The organism is Bradyrhizobium sp. LLZ17, assembly GCF_041200145.1.
Classification (GTDB): Bacteria; Pseudomonadota; Alphaproteobacteria; order Rhizobiales; family Xanthobacteraceae; genus Bradyrhizobium.
In genome coordinates this window covers 306,329-326,195 of the sequence record NZ_CP165734.1, presented here as the reverse complement: position 1 = coordinate 326,195, position 19,867 = coordinate 306,329, and the positions used below count along the sequence as shown (strand labels likewise).

20 protein-coding genes and 2 pseudogenes are annotated in these 19,867 nt (G+C 63.9%); 10 read left to right on the top strand and 12 right to left on the bottom strand.

The features are described from left to right. The first annotated feature begins 12 nt into the window (after positions 1–12). Both rpsD and AB8Z38_RS01515 read left to right on the top strand, forming a co-directional pair. Positions 13–630 carry a 30S ribosomal protein S4 gene (gene rpsD / locus AB8Z38_RS01520; protein ID WP_369722744.1) on the top strand — a complete coding sequence of 206 codons (618 nt, stop codon included), beginning with the start codon at positions 13–15 and terminating at the stop codon, positions 628–630. Between the two features lie 58 nt (positions 631–688). Continuing rightward, complete coding sequence (locus tag AB8Z38_RS01515) at positions 689–1,783, top strand: low specificity L-threonine aldolase (protein WP_369722742.1); 1,095 nt, start codon at positions 689–691, stop codon at positions 1,781–1,783. A 101-nt stretch (positions 1,784–1,884) separates the two neighbouring features. Here the strand turns inward: AB8Z38_RS01515 and AB8Z38_RS01510 are convergent, their stop codons facing one another. The 4 genes from AB8Z38_RS01510 to grxD are packed head-to-tail and all read right to left on the bottom strand — an operon-like array spanning position 1,885 to position 5,345. After that, positions 1,885–3,150 carry a serine hydrolase domain-containing protein gene (locus tag AB8Z38_RS01510; RefSeq protein WP_369722741.1) on the bottom strand — a complete coding sequence of 422 codons (1,266 nt, stop codon included), beginning with the start codon at positions 3,148–3,150 and terminating at the stop codon, positions 1,885–1,887. Further along, positions 3,131–4,417 carry a serine hydrolase domain-containing protein gene (locus tag AB8Z38_RS01505; RefSeq protein WP_369722740.1) on the bottom strand — a complete coding sequence of 429 codons (1,287 nt, stop codon included), beginning with the start codon at positions 4,415–4,417 and terminating at the stop codon, positions 3,131–3,133. The genes AB8Z38_RS01510 and AB8Z38_RS01505 overlap by 20 nt, the downstream gene beginning before the upstream one ends. Before the next feature lie 46 nt (positions 4,418–4,463). Next, on the bottom strand, positions 4,464–5,015 hold the full coding sequence (locus AB8Z38_RS01500) for an O-acetyl-ADP-ribose deacetylase (protein ID WP_369722739.1): 552 nt from the start codon (positions 5,013–5,015) through the stop codon (positions 4,464–4,466). Between the two features lie 3 nt (positions 5,016–5,018). Continuing rightward, on the bottom strand, positions 5,019–5,345 hold the full coding sequence (gene grxD / locus AB8Z38_RS01495) for a Grx4 family monothiol glutaredoxin (RefSeq protein ID WP_007602294.1): 327 nt from the start codon (positions 5,343–5,345) through the stop codon (positions 5,019–5,021). A gap of 228 nt (positions 5,346–5,573) precedes the next feature. Here grxD and egtB point away from each other — a divergent pair. Further along, positions 5,574–6,871, top strand: a pseudogene (egtB, locus tag AB8Z38_RS01490) (ergothioneine biosynthesis protein EgtB). 50 nt (positions 6,872–6,921) lie between these two features. Next, the gene (gene egtD / locus AB8Z38_RS01485; RefSeq protein WP_369722738.1) at positions 6,922–7,893 is read left to right on the top strand and encodes an L-histidine N(alpha)-methyltransferase; all 972 of its coding nucleotides are present in this window, start codon (positions 6,922–6,924) and stop codon (positions 7,891–7,893) included. Between the two features lie 235 nt (positions 7,894–8,128). On the opposite strand, the gene AB8Z38_RS01480 is transcribed toward egtD, so the two are convergent. Both AB8Z38_RS01480 and AB8Z38_RS01475 read right to left on the bottom strand, forming a co-directional pair. Continuing rightward, positions 8,129–9,322, bottom strand: coding sequence for a low temperature requirement protein A (locus tag AB8Z38_RS01480; protein WP_369722737.1), 1,194 nt, complete (start codon positions 9,320–9,322; stop codon positions 8,129–8,131). Between the two features lie 42 nt (positions 9,323–9,364). Then, complete coding sequence (locus AB8Z38_RS01475; RefSeq protein WP_369722736.1) at positions 9,365–9,616, bottom strand: BolA family protein; 252 nt, start codon at positions 9,614–9,616, stop codon at positions 9,365–9,367. A gap of 196 nt (positions 9,617–9,812) precedes the next feature. Here AB8Z38_RS01475 and AB8Z38_RS01470 point away from each other — a divergent pair, with 196 nt between their 5' ends. Beyond that, positions 9,813–10,172: a DUF427 domain-containing protein gene (locus AB8Z38_RS01470; protein WP_369722735.1), complete on the top strand. Its 360-nt coding sequence runs from the start codon at positions 9,813–9,815 to the stop codon at positions 10,170–10,172. 173 nt (positions 10,173–10,345) lie between these two features. On the opposite strand, the gene AB8Z38_RS01465 is transcribed toward AB8Z38_RS01470, so the two are convergent. Continuing rightward, positions 10,346–10,519: a DUF1328 domain-containing protein gene (locus tag AB8Z38_RS01465; protein ID WP_220002954.1), complete on the bottom strand. Its 174-nt coding sequence runs from the start codon at positions 10,517–10,519 to the stop codon at positions 10,346–10,348. A 176-nt stretch (positions 10,520–10,695) separates the two neighbouring features. On the opposite strand from AB8Z38_RS01465, the gene AB8Z38_RS01460 reads away from it, so the two are divergent. Further along, positions 10,696–11,883: an acyltransferase gene (locus AB8Z38_RS01460; protein ID WP_369722734.1), complete on the top strand. Its 1,188-nt coding sequence runs from the start codon at positions 10,696–10,698 to the stop codon at positions 11,881–11,883. Positions 11,884–12,008: 125 nt separating this feature from the next. Here AB8Z38_RS01460 and purL read toward each other — a convergent pair whose 3' ends face one another. Further along, complete coding sequence (purL, locus tag AB8Z38_RS01455) at positions 12,009–14,219, bottom strand: phosphoribosylformylglycinamidine synthase subunit PurL (RefSeq protein WP_369722733.1); 2,211 nt, start codon at positions 14,217–14,219, stop codon at positions 12,009–12,011. A 183-nt stretch (positions 14,220–14,402) separates the two neighbouring features. On the opposite strand from purL, the gene AB8Z38_RS01450 reads away from it, so the two are divergent. Together AB8Z38_RS01450 and AB8Z38_RS01445 are read left to right on the top strand one after the other, a co-directional pair. Further along, positions 14,403–14,882, top strand: coding sequence for a PaaI family thioesterase (locus tag AB8Z38_RS01450; protein WP_369722732.1), 480 nt, complete (start codon positions 14,403–14,405; stop codon positions 14,880–14,882). Positions 14,883–14,956: 74 nt separating this feature from the next. Then, positions 14,957–15,922, top strand: coding sequence for a DMT family transporter (locus AB8Z38_RS01445; RefSeq protein WP_369722731.1), 966 nt, complete (start codon positions 14,957–14,959; stop codon positions 15,920–15,922). A 30-nt stretch (positions 15,923–15,952) separates the two neighbouring features. On the opposite strand, the gene purQ is transcribed toward AB8Z38_RS01445, so the two are convergent. Continuing rightward, the gene (gene purQ, locus AB8Z38_RS01440; protein WP_369722730.1) at positions 15,953–16,654 is read right to left on the bottom strand and encodes a phosphoribosylformylglycinamidine synthase subunit PurQ; all 702 of its coding nucleotides are present in this window, start codon (positions 16,652–16,654) and stop codon (positions 15,953–15,955) included. A gap of 168 nt (positions 16,655–16,822) precedes the next feature. On the opposite strand from purQ, the gene corA reads away from it, so the two are divergent. Beyond that, positions 16,823–17,839: a magnesium/cobalt transporter CorA gene (corA, locus tag AB8Z38_RS01435; protein WP_369722729.1), complete on the top strand. Its 1,017-nt coding sequence runs from the start codon at positions 16,823–16,825 to the stop codon at positions 17,837–17,839. A 12-nt stretch (positions 17,840–17,851) separates the two neighbouring features. Here the strand turns inward: corA and AB8Z38_RS01430 are convergent, their stop codons facing one another. The 3 genes and pseudogenes from AB8Z38_RS01430 to purC all read right to left on the bottom strand — a co-directional run bounded on the left by AB8Z38_RS01430 (position 17,852) and on the right by purC (position 19,140). Next, complete coding sequence (locus tag AB8Z38_RS01430; RefSeq protein ID WP_369722728.1) at positions 17,852–18,106, bottom strand: hypothetical protein; 255 nt, start codon at positions 18,104–18,106, stop codon at positions 17,852–17,854. A 10-nt stretch (positions 18,107–18,116) separates the two neighbouring features. Next, entirely contained in the window at positions 18,117–18,359 is a 243-nt protein-coding gene (gene purS / locus AB8Z38_RS01425; RefSeq protein WP_247439507.1) for a phosphoribosylformylglycinamidine synthase subunit PurS, read from the bottom strand. Between the two features lie 12 nt (positions 18,360–18,371). Further along, positions 18,372–19,140: pseudogene (gene purC / locus AB8Z38_RS01420) on the bottom strand (phosphoribosylaminoimidazolesuccinocarboxamide synthase). Positions 19,141–19,459: 319 nt separating this feature from the next. On the opposite strand from purC, the gene AB8Z38_RS01415 reads away from it, so the two are divergent. Beyond that, positions 19,460–19,777: a DUF1476 domain-containing protein gene (locus AB8Z38_RS01415; protein WP_369722727.1), complete on the top strand. Its 318-nt coding sequence runs from the start codon at positions 19,460–19,462 to the stop codon at positions 19,775–19,777. Positions 19,778–19,867: the final 90 nt, after the last annotated feature.

Below are 19,867 nucleotides of genomic sequence, written 5' to 3'. Positions count from 1 at the left end.
ACAGAGGACGCGATGACTAAGCGCAGTGAAGCCAAGTACAAGCTCGACCGCCGTATGGGCCAGAACATCTGGGGCCGCCCGAAGAGCCCCGTCAACCGCCGCGAGTACGGTCCCGGCCAGCACGGCCAGCGCCGCAAGGGCAAGCTCTCCGATTTCGGCGTGCAGCTCCGCGCCAAGCAGAAGCTGAAGGGCTACTACGCCAACATCAGCGAGCGTCAGTTCCACGGCATCTATGTCGAGGCGAGCCGCCTCAAGGGCGACACCGGCGAGAACCTGATCGGTCTGCTGGAGCGCCGTCTCGACGCGGTCGTGTACCGCGCCAAGTTCGTCTCCACGATCTTCGCCGCCCGCCAGTTCATCAACCACGGCCACATCAAGGTGAACGGCCGCAAGGTCAACATCTCGAGCTACCAGGTCAAGCTCGGCGACGTCATCGAGGTGAAGGAAGCCTCCAAGCAGCTCGCCCATGTTCTCGAGGCAAGTCAGCTCCCCGAGCGCGACACGCCCGACTATCTCGAAGTCGACCACGGCAAGATGACCGCGAAATACATCCGCATCCCCGGCCTCTCCGACGTGCCGTTCCCGGTGCAGATGGAGCCCCATCTGGTCGTCGAATTCTATTCGCGCTAAGATCTGATTATCGAAAGGCCCCGGTTCGCCGGGGCCTTTTTGCTTAAGAGCCACGTCAGTGGCCGTCCTGCTTCAGGAGGCATCGCATGCTCTACACCCCTCCCCCGTTGATCCCAAAGCGCCGCCGGTGCGCATCAATCTGCTGTCGGACACGCAGACCAAGCCGACGCCCGCGATGCGCGAGGCGATGGCGCGGGCGGAGGTCGGTGACGAGCAGGTCGGCGACGATCCGACCGTGAATGCGCTGTGCGAGCGCGTCGCCGCGTTGCTCGGCAAGGAGGCCGCCGTGTACATGCCGTCGGGCACGATGTGCAACGTCACCGCGACGCTGGTGCATTGCCGTCCCGGCGACGAGATTCTCGCGCATGAGAGCGCGCACATCATCGCGCGCGAAGGCGGTGCGCATGCCGCGATCTGCGGCTTCCAGGTCACGCAATTAAAGGGACCCGATGGCCAGTTCACGCCGGAGACGTTCCGCAAGGCGCTGCATCCGCGCACGCGCTACCAGCCGCCGCAGACGGTCGTCAGCGTCGAGCAGACCGCCAATATCGGCGGCGGCACGATCTGGAAGAAGGCCGCGCTCGACGAGATCGTCGCGATCGCCAGGCAACACGGCCTCGTCACCCACATGGACGGCGCCCGCCTGCTGAACGCCACCGTCGCGAGCGGCATCTCGCCGCGCGATATGACCGCCGGCTGGGATTCGGCCTGGATCGACTTCTCCAAGGGCCTGGGCGCGCCGATCGGCGGCGTGCTCGCGGGCTCGCGCGCCTTCGTCGATGCGGTCTGGCAATGGAAGCAACGCCTCGGCGGCTCGATGCGGCAGGCCGGAATCTGTGCGGCAGCCTGCATCTACGCTCTCGACCATCACGTCGACCGCCTTGCCGACGACCACGCCAATGCCCGCGCGCTCGCCCGCGGACTGTCGCAGATCGCAGGCGTCGAGGTGCAGGAGCCCGAGACCAATCTCGTGTTCTTCAAACCCGACGGCGCCGGTATTCCCGGCGACAAGATGGTCGCGGCACTCCGCCAGCGCGGCGTGACGCTCGCAATGATGGACGGCCGCATCCGCGCCTGCACGCATCTTGATGTCAATACCGGCCAGATCGAGGAGACGATCGGCTACGTGCGCGAGATCGTGCGCGGAGCGTAAGTCTGTAGCCCGGATGGAGCGGAGCGTAATCCGGGTTCTGTTCGCTTGGTGAGACCGCCCCGGATTGCGCTTGGCTCCATCCGGGCTACGCCAATCCGAGATCAGCGCGCCATCGCCTGATAGATCAGCCGCTTCAAGTCGTCCTGGATCGGACCGCGCTGCGACGGCGACTGCATCATGCAGATCACGAACATGTCGTCGGCGGGATCGATGAAGAAGAAGGTGCCGCCGACACCGTCCCAACGGTACTCGCCCGCCCGAAGCAGTGGCGTGGCTCGCGTACGAACGGCAAAGCCCAGGCCGAAGCCGCTGTCGGCCCCGGGAAAGTAGAATTCGGGATCCTTCCTCACTCCGGTTGCCTCGCCGATCTGGTCCGACACCATCAGCGCGAGCGTCTCGCGCCTGAGATAGCGTCGATCCTCGAACTCACCGCCATTGAGCAGCATCTGCGCGAAGCGCGCATAGTCGCCGATCGTGCCCACCATCCCGGCCCCGCCGGATTCCCAGCGATGCGGCGCAGTCGCCTCCTTGATGCCGGCGACGGGATGATCGAACCAGTCGCCCGGCAAGGGCTCGGCGATCAGCGATCGCTTGGCATCGTCGGCGACGAAGAACGCGGTATCCCGCATCCCCAGCGGATCGAGCAGCCGCTCTTTCTCGAATCGATAGAGCGACAGGCCGGCTGCAACCTCGATCACGCGGCCGAGCACATCGGTGGAATGGCCATAGTCCCAGAGCGTCCCCGGCTGCTCGGCCAGCGGCAGGCGCGAGAGTCGCTCGGCAAATTGCGCATTGTCCGGATCGCCGTCGAACAGCCCGGCTTGCGCATAGAGCTTGCGCACGGGGCTGCTGCCGTAGAATCCGTAGGTGATGCCAGAGGTATGTCGAAGCAGGTCGCGCACCGTGATCGGCCGCGCGAGCGGCTGGAGCGCCAGCTTGCCGTCGGCCTGCGGAACGCCAACCTGCACATCCGCGAAAGCCGGAATGTATTTCGCGACAGCATCGTCGAGTGCGAGCCTGCCATCGTCCACCAGCATCATCGCCGCTACCGAGGTGATCGGCTTCGACATCGAATAGAGGCGGAAGATCGCGTCATTCGTCATCGGCCGCGCCGCCTTCGCATCGCGCAGTCCGAACATCTCGGAGAGCACGGGCTTGCCGTGCTGCTGGATCAACAGGATCGCGCCGGGAATCTTGCCGACCGCCACCTCGCCGCGAAGAAACGCGCTGACGCGCGCAAGTCCCGCGGTCGAGAAGCTGCGCGCGACCGGCGCTTCGGCACGGACCGGCCGGGTCGCGCCGACCAGCAGGGCGAGGGCGGCAACGAGAACGGCTCCAACGAGAGCCTCAGTTCTCCATGGCCTCATAGATCAACTGCTTCAATGTCCGCTGCACGCGCTGGCGCTCGGTCGGGGTCTGCTCCAGCAGGACGAAGAACATGTCCTGCTTGGGATCGACCACGAAATAGCAGCCGGAGGCGCCGTCCCATTTCAGTTCGCCGAGATCTCCGGGCGGAGGCGGCTTGGCGTTGCCGGGATCGGTGCGGACCGCGAGCCCGAGGCCAAAGCCAAAGCCGTCGCCGGGGAAGTAGAAATAATCGCGATCGACGCCCGAGTTCGGGCCGATCTGGTCGGTCGTCATCAGCTTGAACGTCTCGGGCTTGAGGATGGTCTTGCCATCGAGAGTCCCGCCATTGAGCAGCATCTGCGTAAAGCGCTCATAATCGGCCATCGTGGTGACCATGCCGCCGCTGGCGAACTGGATTTTCTTGACGACCGTCGGATCATTGATCCGGCCAACCCGGAAATCGCTGTCGTTCGGCACCGGCTGCGCCAGAAGCTTTCGCTTCTCGGGGTCGGTGACGAAGAACCCAGTATCGACCATCCCGAGCGGGCCGAGCAGCTTCTCCCGTTCGATATCCAGCAGCGGCTTGCCAGTTGCAACTTCCATGACACGCGCCAGGATGTCGGTGGAATGGCCGTATTGCCATAGCGCGCCGGGCTGGTTGTGCAGCGGCAATTTTGCGATGCGCTCGGCGAACTCGGCAAGATCGAAATCGCCGGCATAGATATTGGCTGCGCGATAGGCCTGGCGCACGAGGCTGTCGCCATAGAAGCCGTAGGTGATGCCCGACGTTTGGGTCATCAGATCCTTCACCGTCATCGGCCGGTTCGGCGGCACCAGCTCAAGCGATTTGGTGCCGTCCTCGGCCTTCTTCTCGACGCCGACCTTCACATTGGCGAAGGACGGGATGTATTTCGAGACGGGATCGTCGAGCTTGATCGTACCGTCCTCGATCAACCGGACCGCGACCACGGACGTGATCGCCTTGCTCATCGAGAACAGGCGGAAGATCGTCTTGTCAGTGATCGGTGCCTTGCTGACCACGTCCTGCACGCCGAAGGCTTCGTGGTAGACCGGCTTGCCGTGCTGCTGGATCAGCACGGTGGCGCCGGCGATCTTGCCGGTCGCAACCTCGTTCTTGAAGAAGTCGCTGATCTTGGCGAGCTTCTCCTGATTGAAATGCGCGCCGGCTGGAATTTCGTAGGTGCCCTCAGCGCGCGCAAGCGAGATCGCGGCCAGCGATGCCAGAGTGCCGCAGACCAACGAGCGCAATCCAGAACGTAAAATCATATCCCCTCCCCGGAACATGGCCGAGAGGAGTGTACTGACCGCGCCATCAGGTACAAGGCCCACCGTGCCGCGCAAGCGCCTCGGCATGGAGCCTGGCGCTCGGCTCGGAGAAGCAGCAAAACACGACATGGGTGACGGACGGCGCCGCGGGCAGCATTTGGATTGTCGTGCGCACCGCAATATCGGCGGCGCGGTCGGCAGGAAACCGGAAAACGCCGGTCGAAATCGCGGGGAATGCCACCGATCTCAGCTTGAGCTTTCCGCAAAGCTCGATCGAACGGCGATAGCAGGAGGCGAGCAGATCGTCCTCGCCGAGCGTGCCGCCGTTCCAGACCGGCCCGACGGTGTGAATCACATGCGCTGCCTTGAGCCGATAGGCCTTGGTGATCTTGGCGTCGCCCGTCTGGCAGCCGTGGAGCATCCGGCATTCGGCGAGGAGATCAGGCCCGGCCGCCCGATGGATCGCACCATCCACGCCGCCGCCGCCAAGGAGCGAGTTGTTGGCCGCGTTGACGATGGCGTCAACGCTCAGCGTGGTGATGTCGGCAACGATGACCTCGAGCTGTGCGCCGCCAATCCGGCGCGTCAGCGTGGCCAAGCGTCAGGCCGCGACGGCGACGCCCTTCTCGGAGAAGAGCTGCTGCAATTCGCCGGCCTGGAACATCTCGCGGACAATGTCGCAGCCGCCGACGAACTCACCCTTGACGTAGAGCTGCGGAATGGTCGGCCAGTTCGAATAGTCTTTGATGCCGTTGCGCAGCTCGGCGGACTCGAGGACGTTGAGGCCCTTATAACCGACGCCGATATGGTCGAGGATCTGGACGACCTGGCCGGAGAAACCGCACTGCGGAAATTGCGGCGTGCCCTTCATGAACAGAACCACGTCGTTCGACTTCACTTCGTTGGCGATAAATTCCTCGATGCTCATATCCATGTCCTTCTGGGGCCGAGCCCAGACCAATCTCTTCGGGCCGGCTCGGCCGATCTAACCCGATACCTGCCTATATATGTAGCCCAAACCGTTGTGCATCCAAAGTAAAATGGCGGCGACGAGATCCGGACAGCCGGTCCCGGCCATGGGCTGATGACACTAATATCATCGAGGAGGAGGACTTTCATACCGTAACGGAGCCCCTATCTAGGACGAACCTTGGTTTTGGAACCCGGCAACGCCAACAACGTTCTCTTGTCCTGTCTGGAGAAAAACGTGACGAAACAAGCCTCCGCCACGGCCGCCCCCGCGCTTTCGTCACCATCTTCCGGCCCGGGTGACCTCGCCCAGCGGCTTCAGGACGCGTTTGTCACCGTCCGCGGCGAGACCGAACGCCGGGCCGCGCCGCTGTCGCCCGAGGACCAGCAGATCCAGTCCATGCCGGACGCAAGCCCGACGAAATGGCATCGGGCGCATACCACCTGGTTCTGGGAGCAATTCCTGCTCGGCGAGCACGCCCCTGGCTATCGGCCCTTTCACCCCGATTTCGCATTTCTGTTCAATTCTTATTACGTCAGCGCCGGCCCCCGTCATTCCCGCCATCGTCGCGGCGACATCACCCGGCCCAGCGCCGATCAGGTCGGCGCCTATCGCAGATATGTCGATGCGGCCGTCGTCAAATTCTTCCGCGAGGCCGGCGAGGACAAGCTTCGGGGATCGCGCCGCTGGTCGAGGTCGGGCTCAATCACGAGCAGCAGCACCAGGAATTGATGTTCACCGACATCCTGCACGCGTTTGCGCAGAACCCACTTCCGCCGGCCTATGATCCGGATTGGCGTTTTCCGGCTTCGACGCGAACCGCCGAGGATTGGCTGACGCTGAACGAGGGTATCCATACCGTCGGCCATGTCGACGACAGCTTTCATTTCGACAACGAGAAGCCGGCGCATCGCGCTCTCGTCGGTCCCGTCAGGATCGCCCGCAATCTGGTCACCAATGGCGAATGGCAGGCCTTCATGCGCGACGGCGGCTATCGGACCGCGACGCTGTGGCTGATGGACGGCTTTGCCACCGTGAGCAATGAGGGCTGGGACGCCCCGGGGCATTGGCGCGAGATCGGCGGTGAGTGGCATGCGATGACACTGGCCGGCCTCAAGCCGGTCGATCTCAGCGCACCGGTCTGCCATGTCAGTTATTACGAAGCCGACGCGTTCGCGCGCTGGGCGGGCAAGCATTTGCCGACCGAGATGGAATGGGAGGTTGCCGCTCGCGCAGGCCAGCTCAACGACGCTTTCGGCATCGTCTGGCAGTGGACGCGATCTTCCTACTCCCCCTACCCCGGCTATCGCGCCATCGAAGGCGCGCTCGGCGAGTACAACGGCAAGTTCATGGTGAACCAGCTGGTGCTGCGCGGGTCATCGCTCGCGACGCCCGACGGTCACAGCCGTGTCACCTATCGCAACTTCTTCTATCCGCACCACCGCTGGCAATTCACGGGGTTGCGGCTCGCCGACTACCAGTAAGAATTCTGATCCGACAAATGCGCGCCGGACAGCGCGTTCAGGAGAGTATCATGAATGTGCACGCCAGCGCTTTGGCCGAAGCCCATCTTCCCGACGAGCAAACCACCGCATTCGCCCGCGAGGCCATCGAGGACCTGTCGCAGCAGCCGAAAAAGCTGTCGCCGAAATATTTCTACGATGCCACGGGTTCGGAGCTGTTCGAGGCGATCACGCGCCTGCCGGAATATTATCCGACGCGCACCGAGCTTGCGATCCTGACGGAGCGCGGCAGCGAGATCGCGAAAATCATTCCGGAACATGCGGCCCTGGTCGAATTCGGTGCAGGCGCCACGACAAAGGTCCGCCTGCTGCTCAGGCACTGCAAATTCGCAGCCTATGTGCCCGTCGATATCTCCGGCGATTTCCTGAAGGCGCAGGCCAACGGCCTCAAGCGGGATTTTCCCTCGCTCGGCATCTATCCGGTCGCGGCCGACTTCACCACCCCGTTCGAGCTGCCGGAGGCGGTCGCGTCGATGCCGAAGGTCGGCTTCTTCCCCGGCTCCACGATCGGCAATTTCGAGCCGGAGCAGGCCCAGGCGTTTTTGAAGAGCGCACGCAAGATTCTCGGCGAGGGCGCACAAATGATCATCGGCGCCGATCTCGAAAAGGAGGAGCGCGTGCTGCACGACGCCTATAACGATGCGGCCGGCGTCACCGCGCGTTTCAACCTCAACGTTCTGGTGCGGATCAACCGCGAGCTCGGCGGCAATTTCGACCTCTCCGCCTTCACCCATCGCGCGATCTACAATCGCGAGCGGCATCGGATCGAGATGCATCTGATCAGCAAGAAGAGCCAGACCGTCCGCCTGCTCGGGACCAGCTTCTCGTTCCGCGCGGGCGAGAGCATCCACACCGAGAACAGCTACAAATACAGCCTCGAGCGCTTCGCCGCGCTGGCGCAAGGCGCCGGCTGGCGGGTGCGCGAGAGCTGGACGGACGCAGCGACAATGTTCTCTGTGCACGCACTGGAGGTGGCGGAGTAAACGCTCCACCGCTTCGCTAGAGCGGCCAGCCGGAGGATTATTGGAGAGCGGTTTCCTTGCGGCACATCCTTCGAGACGCCCGCCTTTGGCGGGCCCTCAGGATGAGGACCGGGTGTGCGGCAGCAGTTTCAACGGGCTGCGATTGCTGCTTAGCCTCATCCTGAGGAGACCGCGAAGCGGTCGTCTCGAAGGACGAGGCGCGCAGAAAGCTACATGTGATCGCCCCCAGCCGCGGTCAGCGCTCCGCCGCCTCTTCCGGCCTCGATCCCAGCGACGCCGATTCCCACACCGCCACGACGATCATGATCACGCTGGTCGCGACCGACAGCGCAAGCGGCGAAAGATCGGCGGCGAACCAGGACAGCGCCAGCAGCAGGATGATGCCGATGCCGTGCGAGAGCTGGAGGAAGCCGCGGATCGAATGCTTGAACAGGATGGTGCCGACCAGGAACACCAGCGGCCCGCCGACCGCGCTCACGATCGTCCGGAGGTCGGAATGCCCGGTCGGATGCTTCAGCACCAGCTCGTCCGCGACCGCGGTCAGAATGATGCCGGCGACGATCGGCATGTGCAGATAGGTGTAAGCGAGCCGCGCTAGCCGACCCGACTCAGCAGCCTTCGAGATCCGCTCGGAGCCGGCCTCGGCGCCCTTGTGGAAGTAGACCCACCACATCGCGATGCTGCCGACCAGCGCCGAGACGAAGGCCAGAATATTGTCCGCGGTCCAGTCCAATTCGGCAAAGGTCGCCCCGTTGACGACGACGGCCTCGCCGAGCGCGATGATGACGAAGAGAGAGCAGCGCTCGGCCATGTGGCCGCCCTCGACCGCCCAGGCCTCGACCGACGAGAAGCCCAGCTTGGGGACCCAGAACCGAACCGCGGGCGCGACGTATTCGATCGTCAACGCCACGACCCAGAACCACAGCCGCGCCTCGCCATGGGCCAGACCGCCCAGGATCCAGAGGATCGCGGAGCCGCAGAGCCAGACCAGGATGCGGATCGCGTTGTGCCGCACCGCGGTGCGATGGCGCGGGGTTGCGAACAGCCAGAACGCGGTGCGTCCAACCTGCATGGCCGCATAGGCGATGGCAAACCAGAGCCCGCGGCCCTCGAACGCGGTCGGGATCGTCGTCGACAGCACCAGGCCGCCCAGCATCATCAGGAAGATCAGGATGCGGACCGGCGTCAACTCGGGGTTGAGCCAGTTGGTGACCCAGGCCGTGTAGACCCACACCCACCACACTGCGAGAAACAGCAGCGTGACCTCGACCGCGCCGAGCGGCGTGAAGTGGTGCAGCAGCGTATGCGAGACTTGCGTGATCGCGAAGACGAAGACGAGGTCGAAGAACAGCTCCGCATTGGTGACGCGGCTCGGCTGGTTCGGCACGATCACGCGAAACATCGCGCCGCGCGGATTGTCCGCAGCCATCCTCGTTCCCCCGCAGCGCGATCAGATCAGATGCTGGTCAGCTCAAGTGCCCGGCACCCCGGGTCCAGGTACCCCGGTTTGCAGCGCCAGCGCATGCAGCACGCCGCCCATCTGGCCGCGCAACGACTGATAGACGATCTGATGCTGCTGGACGCGGGACTTGCCGCGGAAGGATTCCGAGATCACGGTCGCGGCATAGTGGTCGCCATCGCCGGCGAGGTCACGGATGGTCACCTCGGCATCGGGGATCGCTGCCTTGATCATCGCCTCGATATCGTGGGCGTCCATTGGCATTCGGGTCTCGCTCCTTCTCTCTCAGCTTTCGAATCAGTCTCGGCCTGGAATCGCTGCCGGGGTCCCCGGACCGGCGGCCAAACTTAGCGTGAACGGTCTTCTAGGTCACGCACCGACCCACTATATTCCCGCTTCCAGCAGGATAAAGGCACGACAAAGTGCCGCGCACGGCAGATTGATCGAAAAGGCGTGAATCATGAAGCTTCCCGGCCCGGACCATCCCATCACCATCACCCAAAACCCCCGGCGCGTCCGCGTGACGGCCGGCGATATCGTGATCGCGGATAGCGCCAAGGCGCTGACGCTGAAGGAGGCCAAATATCCGGCGGTGCAATATGTACCGCGGGAAGACGCCAACATGGCGCTGCTGGAGCGCACCGACCGCACCACCCACTGCCCCTACAAGGGCGAGGCGAGCTATTACAGCATCAAGGCCGGCGGCAACACGCTCGAGAACGCGATCTGGACCTACGAGACGCCCTTCCCCGCGATGACCGAGATTTCCGGCCATCTCGCCTTCTATCCGGACAAGGTGAAAATCGAGGAAGTGGGGTAAGCCGGCGCTGTATGCCAATCGTCATGGCCGGGCTCGTCCCGGCCATCCACGTTCTTGACCGCTGCCGATACGAAAGACGTGGATGCCCGGGCCTTCGCCTCGCCGAAGCGGCTTCGGCGGCGCAGGCGGGACAAGCCCGGGCATGACGATTGAGTACGTGGCAACGTGGGAAGCTACGCCCTGAAGACTGTGAGCCCCAGGATCAGCAGCACCAGGAAGATCACGACGAAGACGTAGAACAGGAAGCGGGCGACATCGGCGGATGCGGCCGAGATGCCGGTGAAGCCGAGCACGCCGGCCACGATCGAGATCAAGAGGAAAATCAGCGCCCATTTCAGGATCGTCATCGCTATCTCCTTGACCGCGGCTACGCAGTCCGCACCCGTTTTCGTGGACGCTAACTTCGGCAGGCGGAACTGGTTCCTAACGGTGCGCTGCGGAGTGGCCCGGCCGAAACCGGCCTTGCTGAATCGGGTTCCCGGTTGCAGAGTCCGGGCGAGACAAGAGCGCGACTGGGGCGACCATGATCACGATGTCACATTCTGCCGCGGTCGGTGCGGAGGTTCACGCTGGCGCCACGAGCAAGGCGCGCAACCTCTCGCTCGACCGCGCCCGCACCTTCCTGACGCTGGTGGTGCTGCTGCATCACGCCGTCATTCCCTATACCTATTTCGGCCATACCGACCCGACCTCCTGGATCGGGTTCGACATCGTCGTGCTCGCCACCGACAGCTTCTTCATGGCGATGTTCTTCTTCCTGTCGGGCCTGTTCACGTGGTCCGGCATCGCGCGCAAGGCGCCATCGGTCTTCCTGCGCGACCGCCTGCTGCGGCTGGGACTGCCGTTCGCGATCGCGGCTTTCACCGTCATTCCGCTCGCTTATTACGCGATCGCGCTGCGCGAAAATCCTGAGCTGACCTTCGCGGCGTTCTGGTGGAAGACCGTCACCGTCGGCCCGTGGCCGAGCGGCCCAATCTGGTTCGTGTGGGTGCTGTTGGCATTCGACCTCACCGCGAGCCTGCTCTACCGGGTTTCGGCGCATCTGGTCGATCCGGGCAATCGCGTCTCGCTCGCGGGCTTTGAGCGCCCGGCCCTGTTCTGGCTGATGCTCGCGGTCGTGACCGTCAGCGTCTACGTGCCGGTGCTGATGTATTTCGGCGCCAACAAATGGTTCGAGTTCGGGCCCTTCTCGGTGCAGGCAAGCCGCATCCTGCTCTACTTCGCCTATTTCTTCATTGGCGTCAGCGTCGGCGCGGCGAATTTCGATCGCGGCATCCTCAGCGCCGACGGCCAGCTCCCGAAGAACCGCTGGCTATGGGTGATCGCGACGCTGGTCCCCTACTGCCTGATGTGGGGCATGATCTACGTCAAGCGCGAGATCCTCGGAAATCCCGACGTGCTGCCGCACTGGTACCAGGCGATCTACGGCACGTATCTCGCGCTGTTCTCGGCCGCGATCCTGCTCGCGATCCTCGCCTTCTTCCTGCACCAGAAGTCGCCGGCGCAGAACCTGCTCGATCGCATGCAGGGGGATGCCTATGGCATGTTCCTGGTGCACTACCCAATCGCCCTGTGGCTGCAATACGCATTGTTCGATTACGCACTGCCCGCGATCGTGAAGGCCGCGGTCGTCTTTGTGCTCACGGTGATCCTGAGCTGGGGCCTGACGGCGGCGCTGCGAAAGATTCCGGGCGCCTCGCACGTGTTGTAGACGTGACCCGTAGCCCGGATGGAGCGCAGCGTAATCCGGGTTTCTCGCCCTTCGGCACGCTCCCGGATTACGCTGCGCTCCATCCGGGCTACGGTCCTCGCATTGACGGAGTTTGAGGCAGCCCCTCAGGCCGCCTTCCCGCTCATATACTCGGGCAGCCAGCGCTCGAACGAGGCGCGCAGCGTGTCGATCGCAACCGGTGCTTCGCCGGCGATCGCAATCGCCTCGCTGCCGGTGGTGCCGATCCGCACGCAGGGCACCTCGCAGCCGCGCATCTTGGCCAGCACTCGGCCGGCTTCTGCTTCGGGCACGGTGACGAGATAGCGCGCCTGGTCTTCGCCGAACCAATAGGCCTGCGACACGAGCGCAGCTGGCGCCGCGAGCAGCTTCGCGCCGATGCCGCTGGCCATCGCCATCTCGGCGAGTGCGACCAGCAGGCCGCCATCCGAGAGATCATGGGCGGCGGTGGCGGTGCCAGCATGGATCATGCCACGCACGCAATCGCCGTTGCGCTTCTCGGCGGCGAGATCGACCGGCGGCGGCGCACCCTCTTCACGACCGCAGATGTCGCGCAGATAGACGGACTGGCCGAGCCAGCCATGAGTTTCGCCGATCAAAAGGATCGCCTCGCCCTCCGCCTTGAAGGCGAGCGACGCGGATTTGGTGAAGTCGTCGAGCAGACCGACACCGCCGATCGAAGGCGTCGGCAGGATCGCGCGGCCATTGGTCTCGTTGTAGAGCGAGACGTTGCCTGAGACGACCGGGAAGTCGAGCGCGCGGCAGGCGTCCGAAATGCCCTTCAGACAGCCGACGAACTGGCCCATGATCTCGGGGCGCTCCGGATTGCCGAAGTTGAGATTGTCGGTGATCGCGAGCGGCTTGCCGCCAACGGCGGTGATGTTGCGCCAGGCTTCCGCCACCGCCTGCATGCCGCCCTGGTAGGGATCGGCTTCGCAGTAGCGCGGCGTGACGTCGACGGTCAGCGCCAGGCCCTTCGGTCCATCCTGAACGCGCACGACTGCGGCATCGCCGCCGGGGCGCTGCATGGTGTTGCCGAGGATGACGTGGTCGTACTGCTCCCAGACCCAGCGCTTGCTGCACATGTCCGGCGTGCCGATCAGCTTTTCCAGCGCGGCACCGACACCCATTGGCGCGGGCACCTCGCGGGCGTGCACGACCGGCAGCGCGGCGGAGGCGACATGCGGGCGGTCATAGAGCGGCGCCTCGTCGCCGAGTTCCTTGATCGGCAGGTCGGCCATGACGTCGCCGCCGTGCTTGACCACGAAGCGCTTGCTCGGCGTGGTGTAGCCGACCACGGCGAAATCGAGCCCCCACTTCTTGAAGATCGCCTCGGCTTCCTTCTCCTTCTCGGGCTTGAGCACCATGAGCATGCGCTCCTGGCTCTCCGAGAGCATCATCTCGTAGGCGCTCATGCCGGTCTCGCGGGTCGGCACCGCGTCGAGATCGAGATCGACGCCGAGGTCGCCCTTGGCGCCCATCTCGACCGCCGAGCAGGTGAGGCCCGCCGCGCCCATGTCCTGGATCGCGATCACGCAATCGGCTTCCATGATCTCGAGGCAGGCTTCTAGCAGCAGCTTCTCGGCGAAGGGGTCGCCGACCTGCACGGTCGGGCGCTTCTCCTCGGACTTGTCGTCGAACTCGGCCGAGGCCATCGAAGCACCGTGGATGCCGTCGCGCCCTGTCTTGGAGCCGAGATAGACGATCGGCATGTTCACGCCGGAGGCGGCCGCATAGAAGATCTTGTCGGTCTCGGCGAGGCCGACCGCCATCGCGTTGACGAGGATGTTGCCGTCATAGCGGGTGTGGAAGCGCACCTGGCCGCCGACCGTCGGCACGCCGAAGGAATTGCCGTAGCCGCCGACACCGGCAACCACGCCGGAGACCAGATGCCGGGTCCTGGCGTGCTCGGGCGCGCCAAAGCTCAGCGCATTGAGGCAGGCGATCGGGCGCGCGCCCATGGTGAAGACGTCGCGCAGGATACCGCCCACGCCGGTGGTCGCGCCCTGATAGGGCTCGATGTAGCTCGGATGGTTGTGGCTCTCCATCTTGAAGACCACGGCCTGGCCGTCGCCGATGTCGATCACGCCGGCGTTCTCGCCGGGGCCCTGAATCACCCAGGGCGCCTTGGTCGGGAGGCCCTTCAGATGGAGGCGCGAGGATTTGTACGAGCAGTGCTCGTTCCACATCGCCGAGAAGATGCCGAGCTCGGTGAAGGTCGGCTGCCGTCCGATCAGCTTCAGGATGCGCTCATACTCGTCCGGCTTGAGCCCGTGGGCGGCAATCAGCTCGGGGGTGATCTTGGGTTCGTTCTTCATGGATTCGGGGCTTTCGGCAGCAGTTGGCCGTTCTTAAGAACATCAGGGGACTTGGAAAAGCCCTTTATGGCGCATTTTCCCGCTGTCCCACGTTTTGCGGCCGGGGGTCGCGGGAACAGGAATTGCACGGCGCGGACAGATCGGATTTAAGGGCTAGAGACCCGCAATTGAAGGCCCATTTCCTTGCACGAATTGACCAAAGCGCCCCCGCCCCGCCGCCCCGACCTCCACATCGCCACCGAGGGCGAATTTGCGGGCTGGCGGACCTGGATTCGCGACAGTTTCGAGAGCCATATCGGCCCGTTCTGGCACAAGATCGAGCAGGACGGCAGCGTCCGCTCAGCCTTCCGGGTCGAGAAAAAGCACCTCAACGGCTCCGGGAACGTTCATGGCGGATGCTTCATGGCATTCGCCGATTATTGCCTGTTCGCGATCGCCACCCACGAACTCGACGGGCCAGCGGTGACCACCAATTTTGCCTGCGACTTCCTCGATGCGGCGCGCGAAGGCGAGTTGATCGAATGCGTCGGCGAGGTCTCCCGCGCCGGCGGCTCGCTGATCTTCCTGCGCGGCAAGCTGACGTCCGGCGGGCGGCCACTGTTCACCTTTTCCGGGACGATCAAGCGGGTGAAGCGGAAGGCACAACCTCAGGCAAACGCATAGCTCGCCGCCTTCCCTTTTGACGCCCCCTCGCCCAGACTTGATCCGAGCGCTGTCGCGCTGGGAGCAAGATCAAGGTGCCGCAGAGCACATCGAGGGTGGGGCGAACGGCAGCATCCGAAGCATCGCCGTCACCGTCCGTGAGCGCCATCGGCGCGCGCAACTGGCGTGACTACGCGCTGCTGTTCGCGCTCGCGTGTTGCTGGAGCTCGACCTATCCACTGGCCAAGCTCGCGCTGGACACGATCCCGCCGATCACCTTCATCTCGGTGCGCTCGCTGATCGCGGCCGCCTTCCTGTTCGCGATCCTGTGGATGCGTGGCGTCAGGATTCCCACCGACGCCAAGGCCTGGAAGTTGTTCGCGGTCCAGCAGCTGATCAACTCGACTTTTCCGTTCCTGATCATCACCTGGTCGCAGCTCTATGTGCCGGCCTCGAACACGGTGGTGCTGGCCTCGACGACGCCGATTTTTGCCTTCCTGATCACGTCGCTGATCACCCGCCACGAGCCGGCGACGCTGTTGAAGCTGGCGGGCGCGATCCTCGGCCTCGCCGGCACAATCGTCATCGTCGGCCTCGATGCGCTGCGCGGTCTCAGTAGCGAGATCGTGGCCGAGATCGCGATCCTGCTTGCGACGATCTCGTTTGCCTGCGCCACCATCTTCGGCCTGCGGCTGTCCGATTACGATCCGATGGTGGTGGCGGCCGGTTCGCTGCTGTTCGGCGGCCTCGTGCTGCTGCCGCCCTCGCTGATCATCGACCAGCCCTGGACGCTGCATCCGAGCGCGACGGCGATCGTCGCCACCATGGTCATGGGCATCGTCTCCAGTGCCCTAGGACTGATGCTGTTCTACATGTGCCTGGGACGGCTCGGCACGCTGACGACGAACGCGCAAGGGTACTTGCGCATTCCGATCGGCGTGGGGCTATCTGTGCTGCTGCTCGGCGAGAGCGTGCCGGCGAACCTCGTGCTGGGAGTGCTGCTGGTCATGGCGGGCGTCGCCGCGATGACGGTGCCGGTGGAGCGGATGAAACTGCGCTAGAACCAAGGACGCGCTTCAGCACGAATGAAATCACGCCGCCTTGTTCAGGTGCTGGACCAGGCCGACGAACAGGCCGCGGCCGTCGGTGCAGCCCATGATGTCTTCGACGTGATTTTCGGGATGCGGCATCATACCGAGCACGTTGCCCTTGTCGTTGACGAGACCGGCGATGGAATGCGCCGCGCCGTTGATGTTGTGGCTCTCGTCGACGACGCCGTCGGCCGAGCAGTAGCGATAGAGCACCCGCCCCTCGCCTTCGAGCCGCTTGATGGTCTCTTCATCCGCCTCGTAATTGCCCTCGCCGTGCGCGACCGGCACACGGATCACCTGCCCCGCATTGTAGCCGCGGGTGAACGGCGTGTCGGAGCGTTCGACGCGCAGATGCACGTCGCGGCAGACGAATTTCAGCTGCGCGTTGCGCATCAGCACGCCCGGCAGCAGGCCGGATTCGCACAGGATCTGAAAACCGTTGCAGACGCCGAGCACGAGGCCGCCCTCGGCCGCATAGTCGCGCACCGCATCCATCACCGGCGCGCGCGCCGCAATCGCGCCACAGCGAAGGTAGTCACCGTAGGAGAAGCCACCGGGCACGACCACGAGGTCGGTGCCATCAGGCAACGACGTCTCGGCGTGCCACACCATCGCCGGCTCGTTGCCCGAGATCAGCCTCAGCGCGCGCGCCATGTCGCGCTCGCGATTGATTCCGGGAAACACGAGGATGGCGGCTTTCATGATCGAGGTTCCGAAGGGATGGCTGGAATCGGGTTGGCCAGCGGGCCAAATCGCCAGCAGACATAACCATTTGACGGAGATTTTACCAGTGCTAGCCTTGCCGGACGGCTTTGTGCACAGGCCATAGCCACGGCATTTTCGCCGAATGATTTGCCCGGGATTGAAGCCATGAACGTCCCGACGCTGCCCGCGCCCCAGTCCGAACCGCTATCCGCCGAGGGTGTCGTCGCCGCCGGCGCCTATGTCGACGGCCGGCGCGTCGCCAATATCGCCATCAGTGAGGCCTCGAGCTGGCGGGCGAAACCCGGCCATGTGGTCTGGATCGGGCTGCATGAGCCCGACATGGCGCTGCTCGGCGCGGTGCAGAAGCAGTTCGATCTGCACGAACTCGCCATCGAGGACGCCAACCACGCCCATCAGCGGCCCAAGATCGAGCAATATGGCGAGGCCCTGTTCATCGTGGCGCGCACGGCGCAACTGATCGAGGGGCGGATCGCGTTCGGCGAGACCCACATCTTCATCGGCGACGGCTATCTCGTGACGGTCCGGCACGGCGCCTCGACCTCCTACACGGCGGTGCGTGAACGCTGCGAGAGCTGCCCGCGCGCGCTCGCGCGCGGCGAGGACTACATCCTCTATGCCATCCTGGATTTCATCGTCGACAACTACTCCCCCGTGCTCGAGAGCATTCACGAGGAAATCGAGGAGATCGAGGACTACGTGCTCTCGAATGCGATCACCAAGGCGCAGATCGAACGGCTCTACATGCTGCGCCGCGATCTCTTGCGCCTGCGCAACGCCATCGGTCCGCTGGTCGAGGTCTGCCGGCGCCTGGAGCATGACGAGCTGTCAATGGTCCGCCCGGCCATGCAGACCCTGTTCCGCGACGTCACCGATCACGTCCGCAACATCCAGGAGCGCATCGATTCCATGCGCGAGGTGCTGGCCTTCGCATTCGAGGCAAGCCTCCTCGTCGGCCAGGCGCAGGAGACCGCGGTCTCGAAAAAGCTCGCTTCGTGGCTCGCGATCCTCGCAGTCCCGACCGCCGTCGCCGGCATCTACGGGATGAACTTCAAGTACATCCCGGAGCTGCAGCTCGAATACGGCTACTTCATCGTGATGGGATTGATGGCGCTGACCTGCATAGGATTGTACTGGCGCTTCCGCCGCGTCGGGTGGCTGTGAAGGCGGCCGAATTTACTGGACAGACGCATCGTTGAGTTCAAGCCGGCGGTCGATCCGGTCAAGCCGGCCCTCATGCCTGACCAGCGTGGCATGAACCCCCGCAATTTCCTGAAAGACGCTGGTGATCTCCTGGCGAGCCGCATTTTGCGATGTTCGCAACGCCAGCATTTCCTGCTTCATCTCGTCGATCTTGCCATCGACCTGCGCAAGCCGCGCCTGGATCGATTTCAACACCTCGAACATCAGCTCTGCCGTCACCTCGGGCATTGGCCGTCCCTTAAGCCTTCACCTCGATCGCATAATTCTCGATCACGGTATTCGCCAGCAGCTTGTCGGCGGCATCCTTCAGCGCGGCTTCGGCCTTGGCCTTGTCCGCGCCGGCGAGCTCGATGTCGAACACCTTGCCCTGCCGGACGCTGGCAACGCCGTCGACGCCGAGCGACTTCAGCGCGCCTTCGATGGCCTTGCCTTGCGGATCAAGAATACCCGTTTTCAACGTAACGGTGACACGTGCCTTCACGTCAAATCCCTCTTAGCTCTTGACCAGCACCGGGCCGGAGCCCGCCGGACGCTCGTTCTCCATGAGGATGCCGAGCCGCTTGGCGACTTCGGTATAGGCCTCCAGCAGCCCGCCGAGATCTCTGCGAAAACGGTCCTTGTCGAGCTTCTCGTTCGACTTGATGTCCCACAGACGGCAGCTATCCGGCGAGATCTCGTCGGCGACGATGATCCGCATCATCTCGTTCTCGAACAGCCGTCCACATTCCATCTTGAAGTCGACGAGGCGGATGCCGATGCCGAGGAAGAGGCCGGTGAGGAAGTCGTTGACGCGGATGGCGAGCGCCATGATGTCGTCGATCTCCTGAGGCGTCGCCCAGCCGAACGCGGTGATGTGCTCTTCCGACACCATGGGGTCGTTGAGCTGGTCGTTCTTGTAGTAGAATTCGATGATCGAACGCGGCAGCTGCGTGCCTTCCTCGATGCCGAGGCGCTGCGACAGCGAGCCGGCCGCGACATTCCGCACCACGACCTCGAGCGGCACGATCTCGACCTCGCAGAATCAGCTGCTCGCGCATGTTGAGGCGGCGGATGAAGTGGGTCGGCACCCCGATGTCGTTGAGGTGCTGAAACAGGTACTCCGAGATCCGGTTGTTGAGGACACCCTTGCCCTCGATCACCTGATGCTTTTTCGCATTGAACGCGGTGGCGTCATCCTTGAAGTGCTGGATCAGGGTACCCGGCTCCGGACCTTCGTAAAGAACCTTTGCCTTGCCTTCATAAATGCGACGCCGACGGCTCATGGGGATGTACCGTGTTTTGTTGAAATCCATGTATCTGGTGTGCTCCGGTTGACGAGAACTACGACCCACAGCGGAGCTGCCGTGAACAGCTGGGAACCCATCTGCAACCCTTGGAAACAGAACAGGAACCAAGCCTTAGGCAACCTATCCGATTGGCTGTCCCAGCACAATCGATCCGGCCCATCCGACGCTGAATTATACCGCCTTGCCTGCGGCTTAACGGCTCGTTGTTTTGCCGATTCGTGCCCCCTATCTAGGCATGTGTCGCGGCCGTCGCAACGAGGGCCAACCGGCTCCAGTCAGCACGAATGGAAAAGCCATGACCACGTTCCACGAGCGCGAAGAAGGCTTTGAGAAGAAGTTCGCCCTCGACGAGGAGCAGAAATTCAGAGCGGAAGCCCGCCGCAACCGGCTGCTGGGCCTGTGGGCGGCGGAAAAGCTCGGAATCACCGGCGACGCCGCGGCAGCCTACGCCAGGGAGGTGGTCGCCGCCGAGTTCGAGGAGGCCGGCGGCGTACCGGGCAAGATCATGGCCGATTTCGCCGCCAAAACCGTGGCCCTCACCGAGCAGGCGATTCGCGCCAAAATGAACGAGCTCGCGGCTGTGGCGGCCGCCGAGGTGAAGGCGGGGAAGTAAGGTGAAAGTGGCATCCGCACGCACTGTCATTCCGGGGCGGTCCGTAGGACCGAACCCGGAATCTCGAGATTCCGGATCGCCGCTATCGCG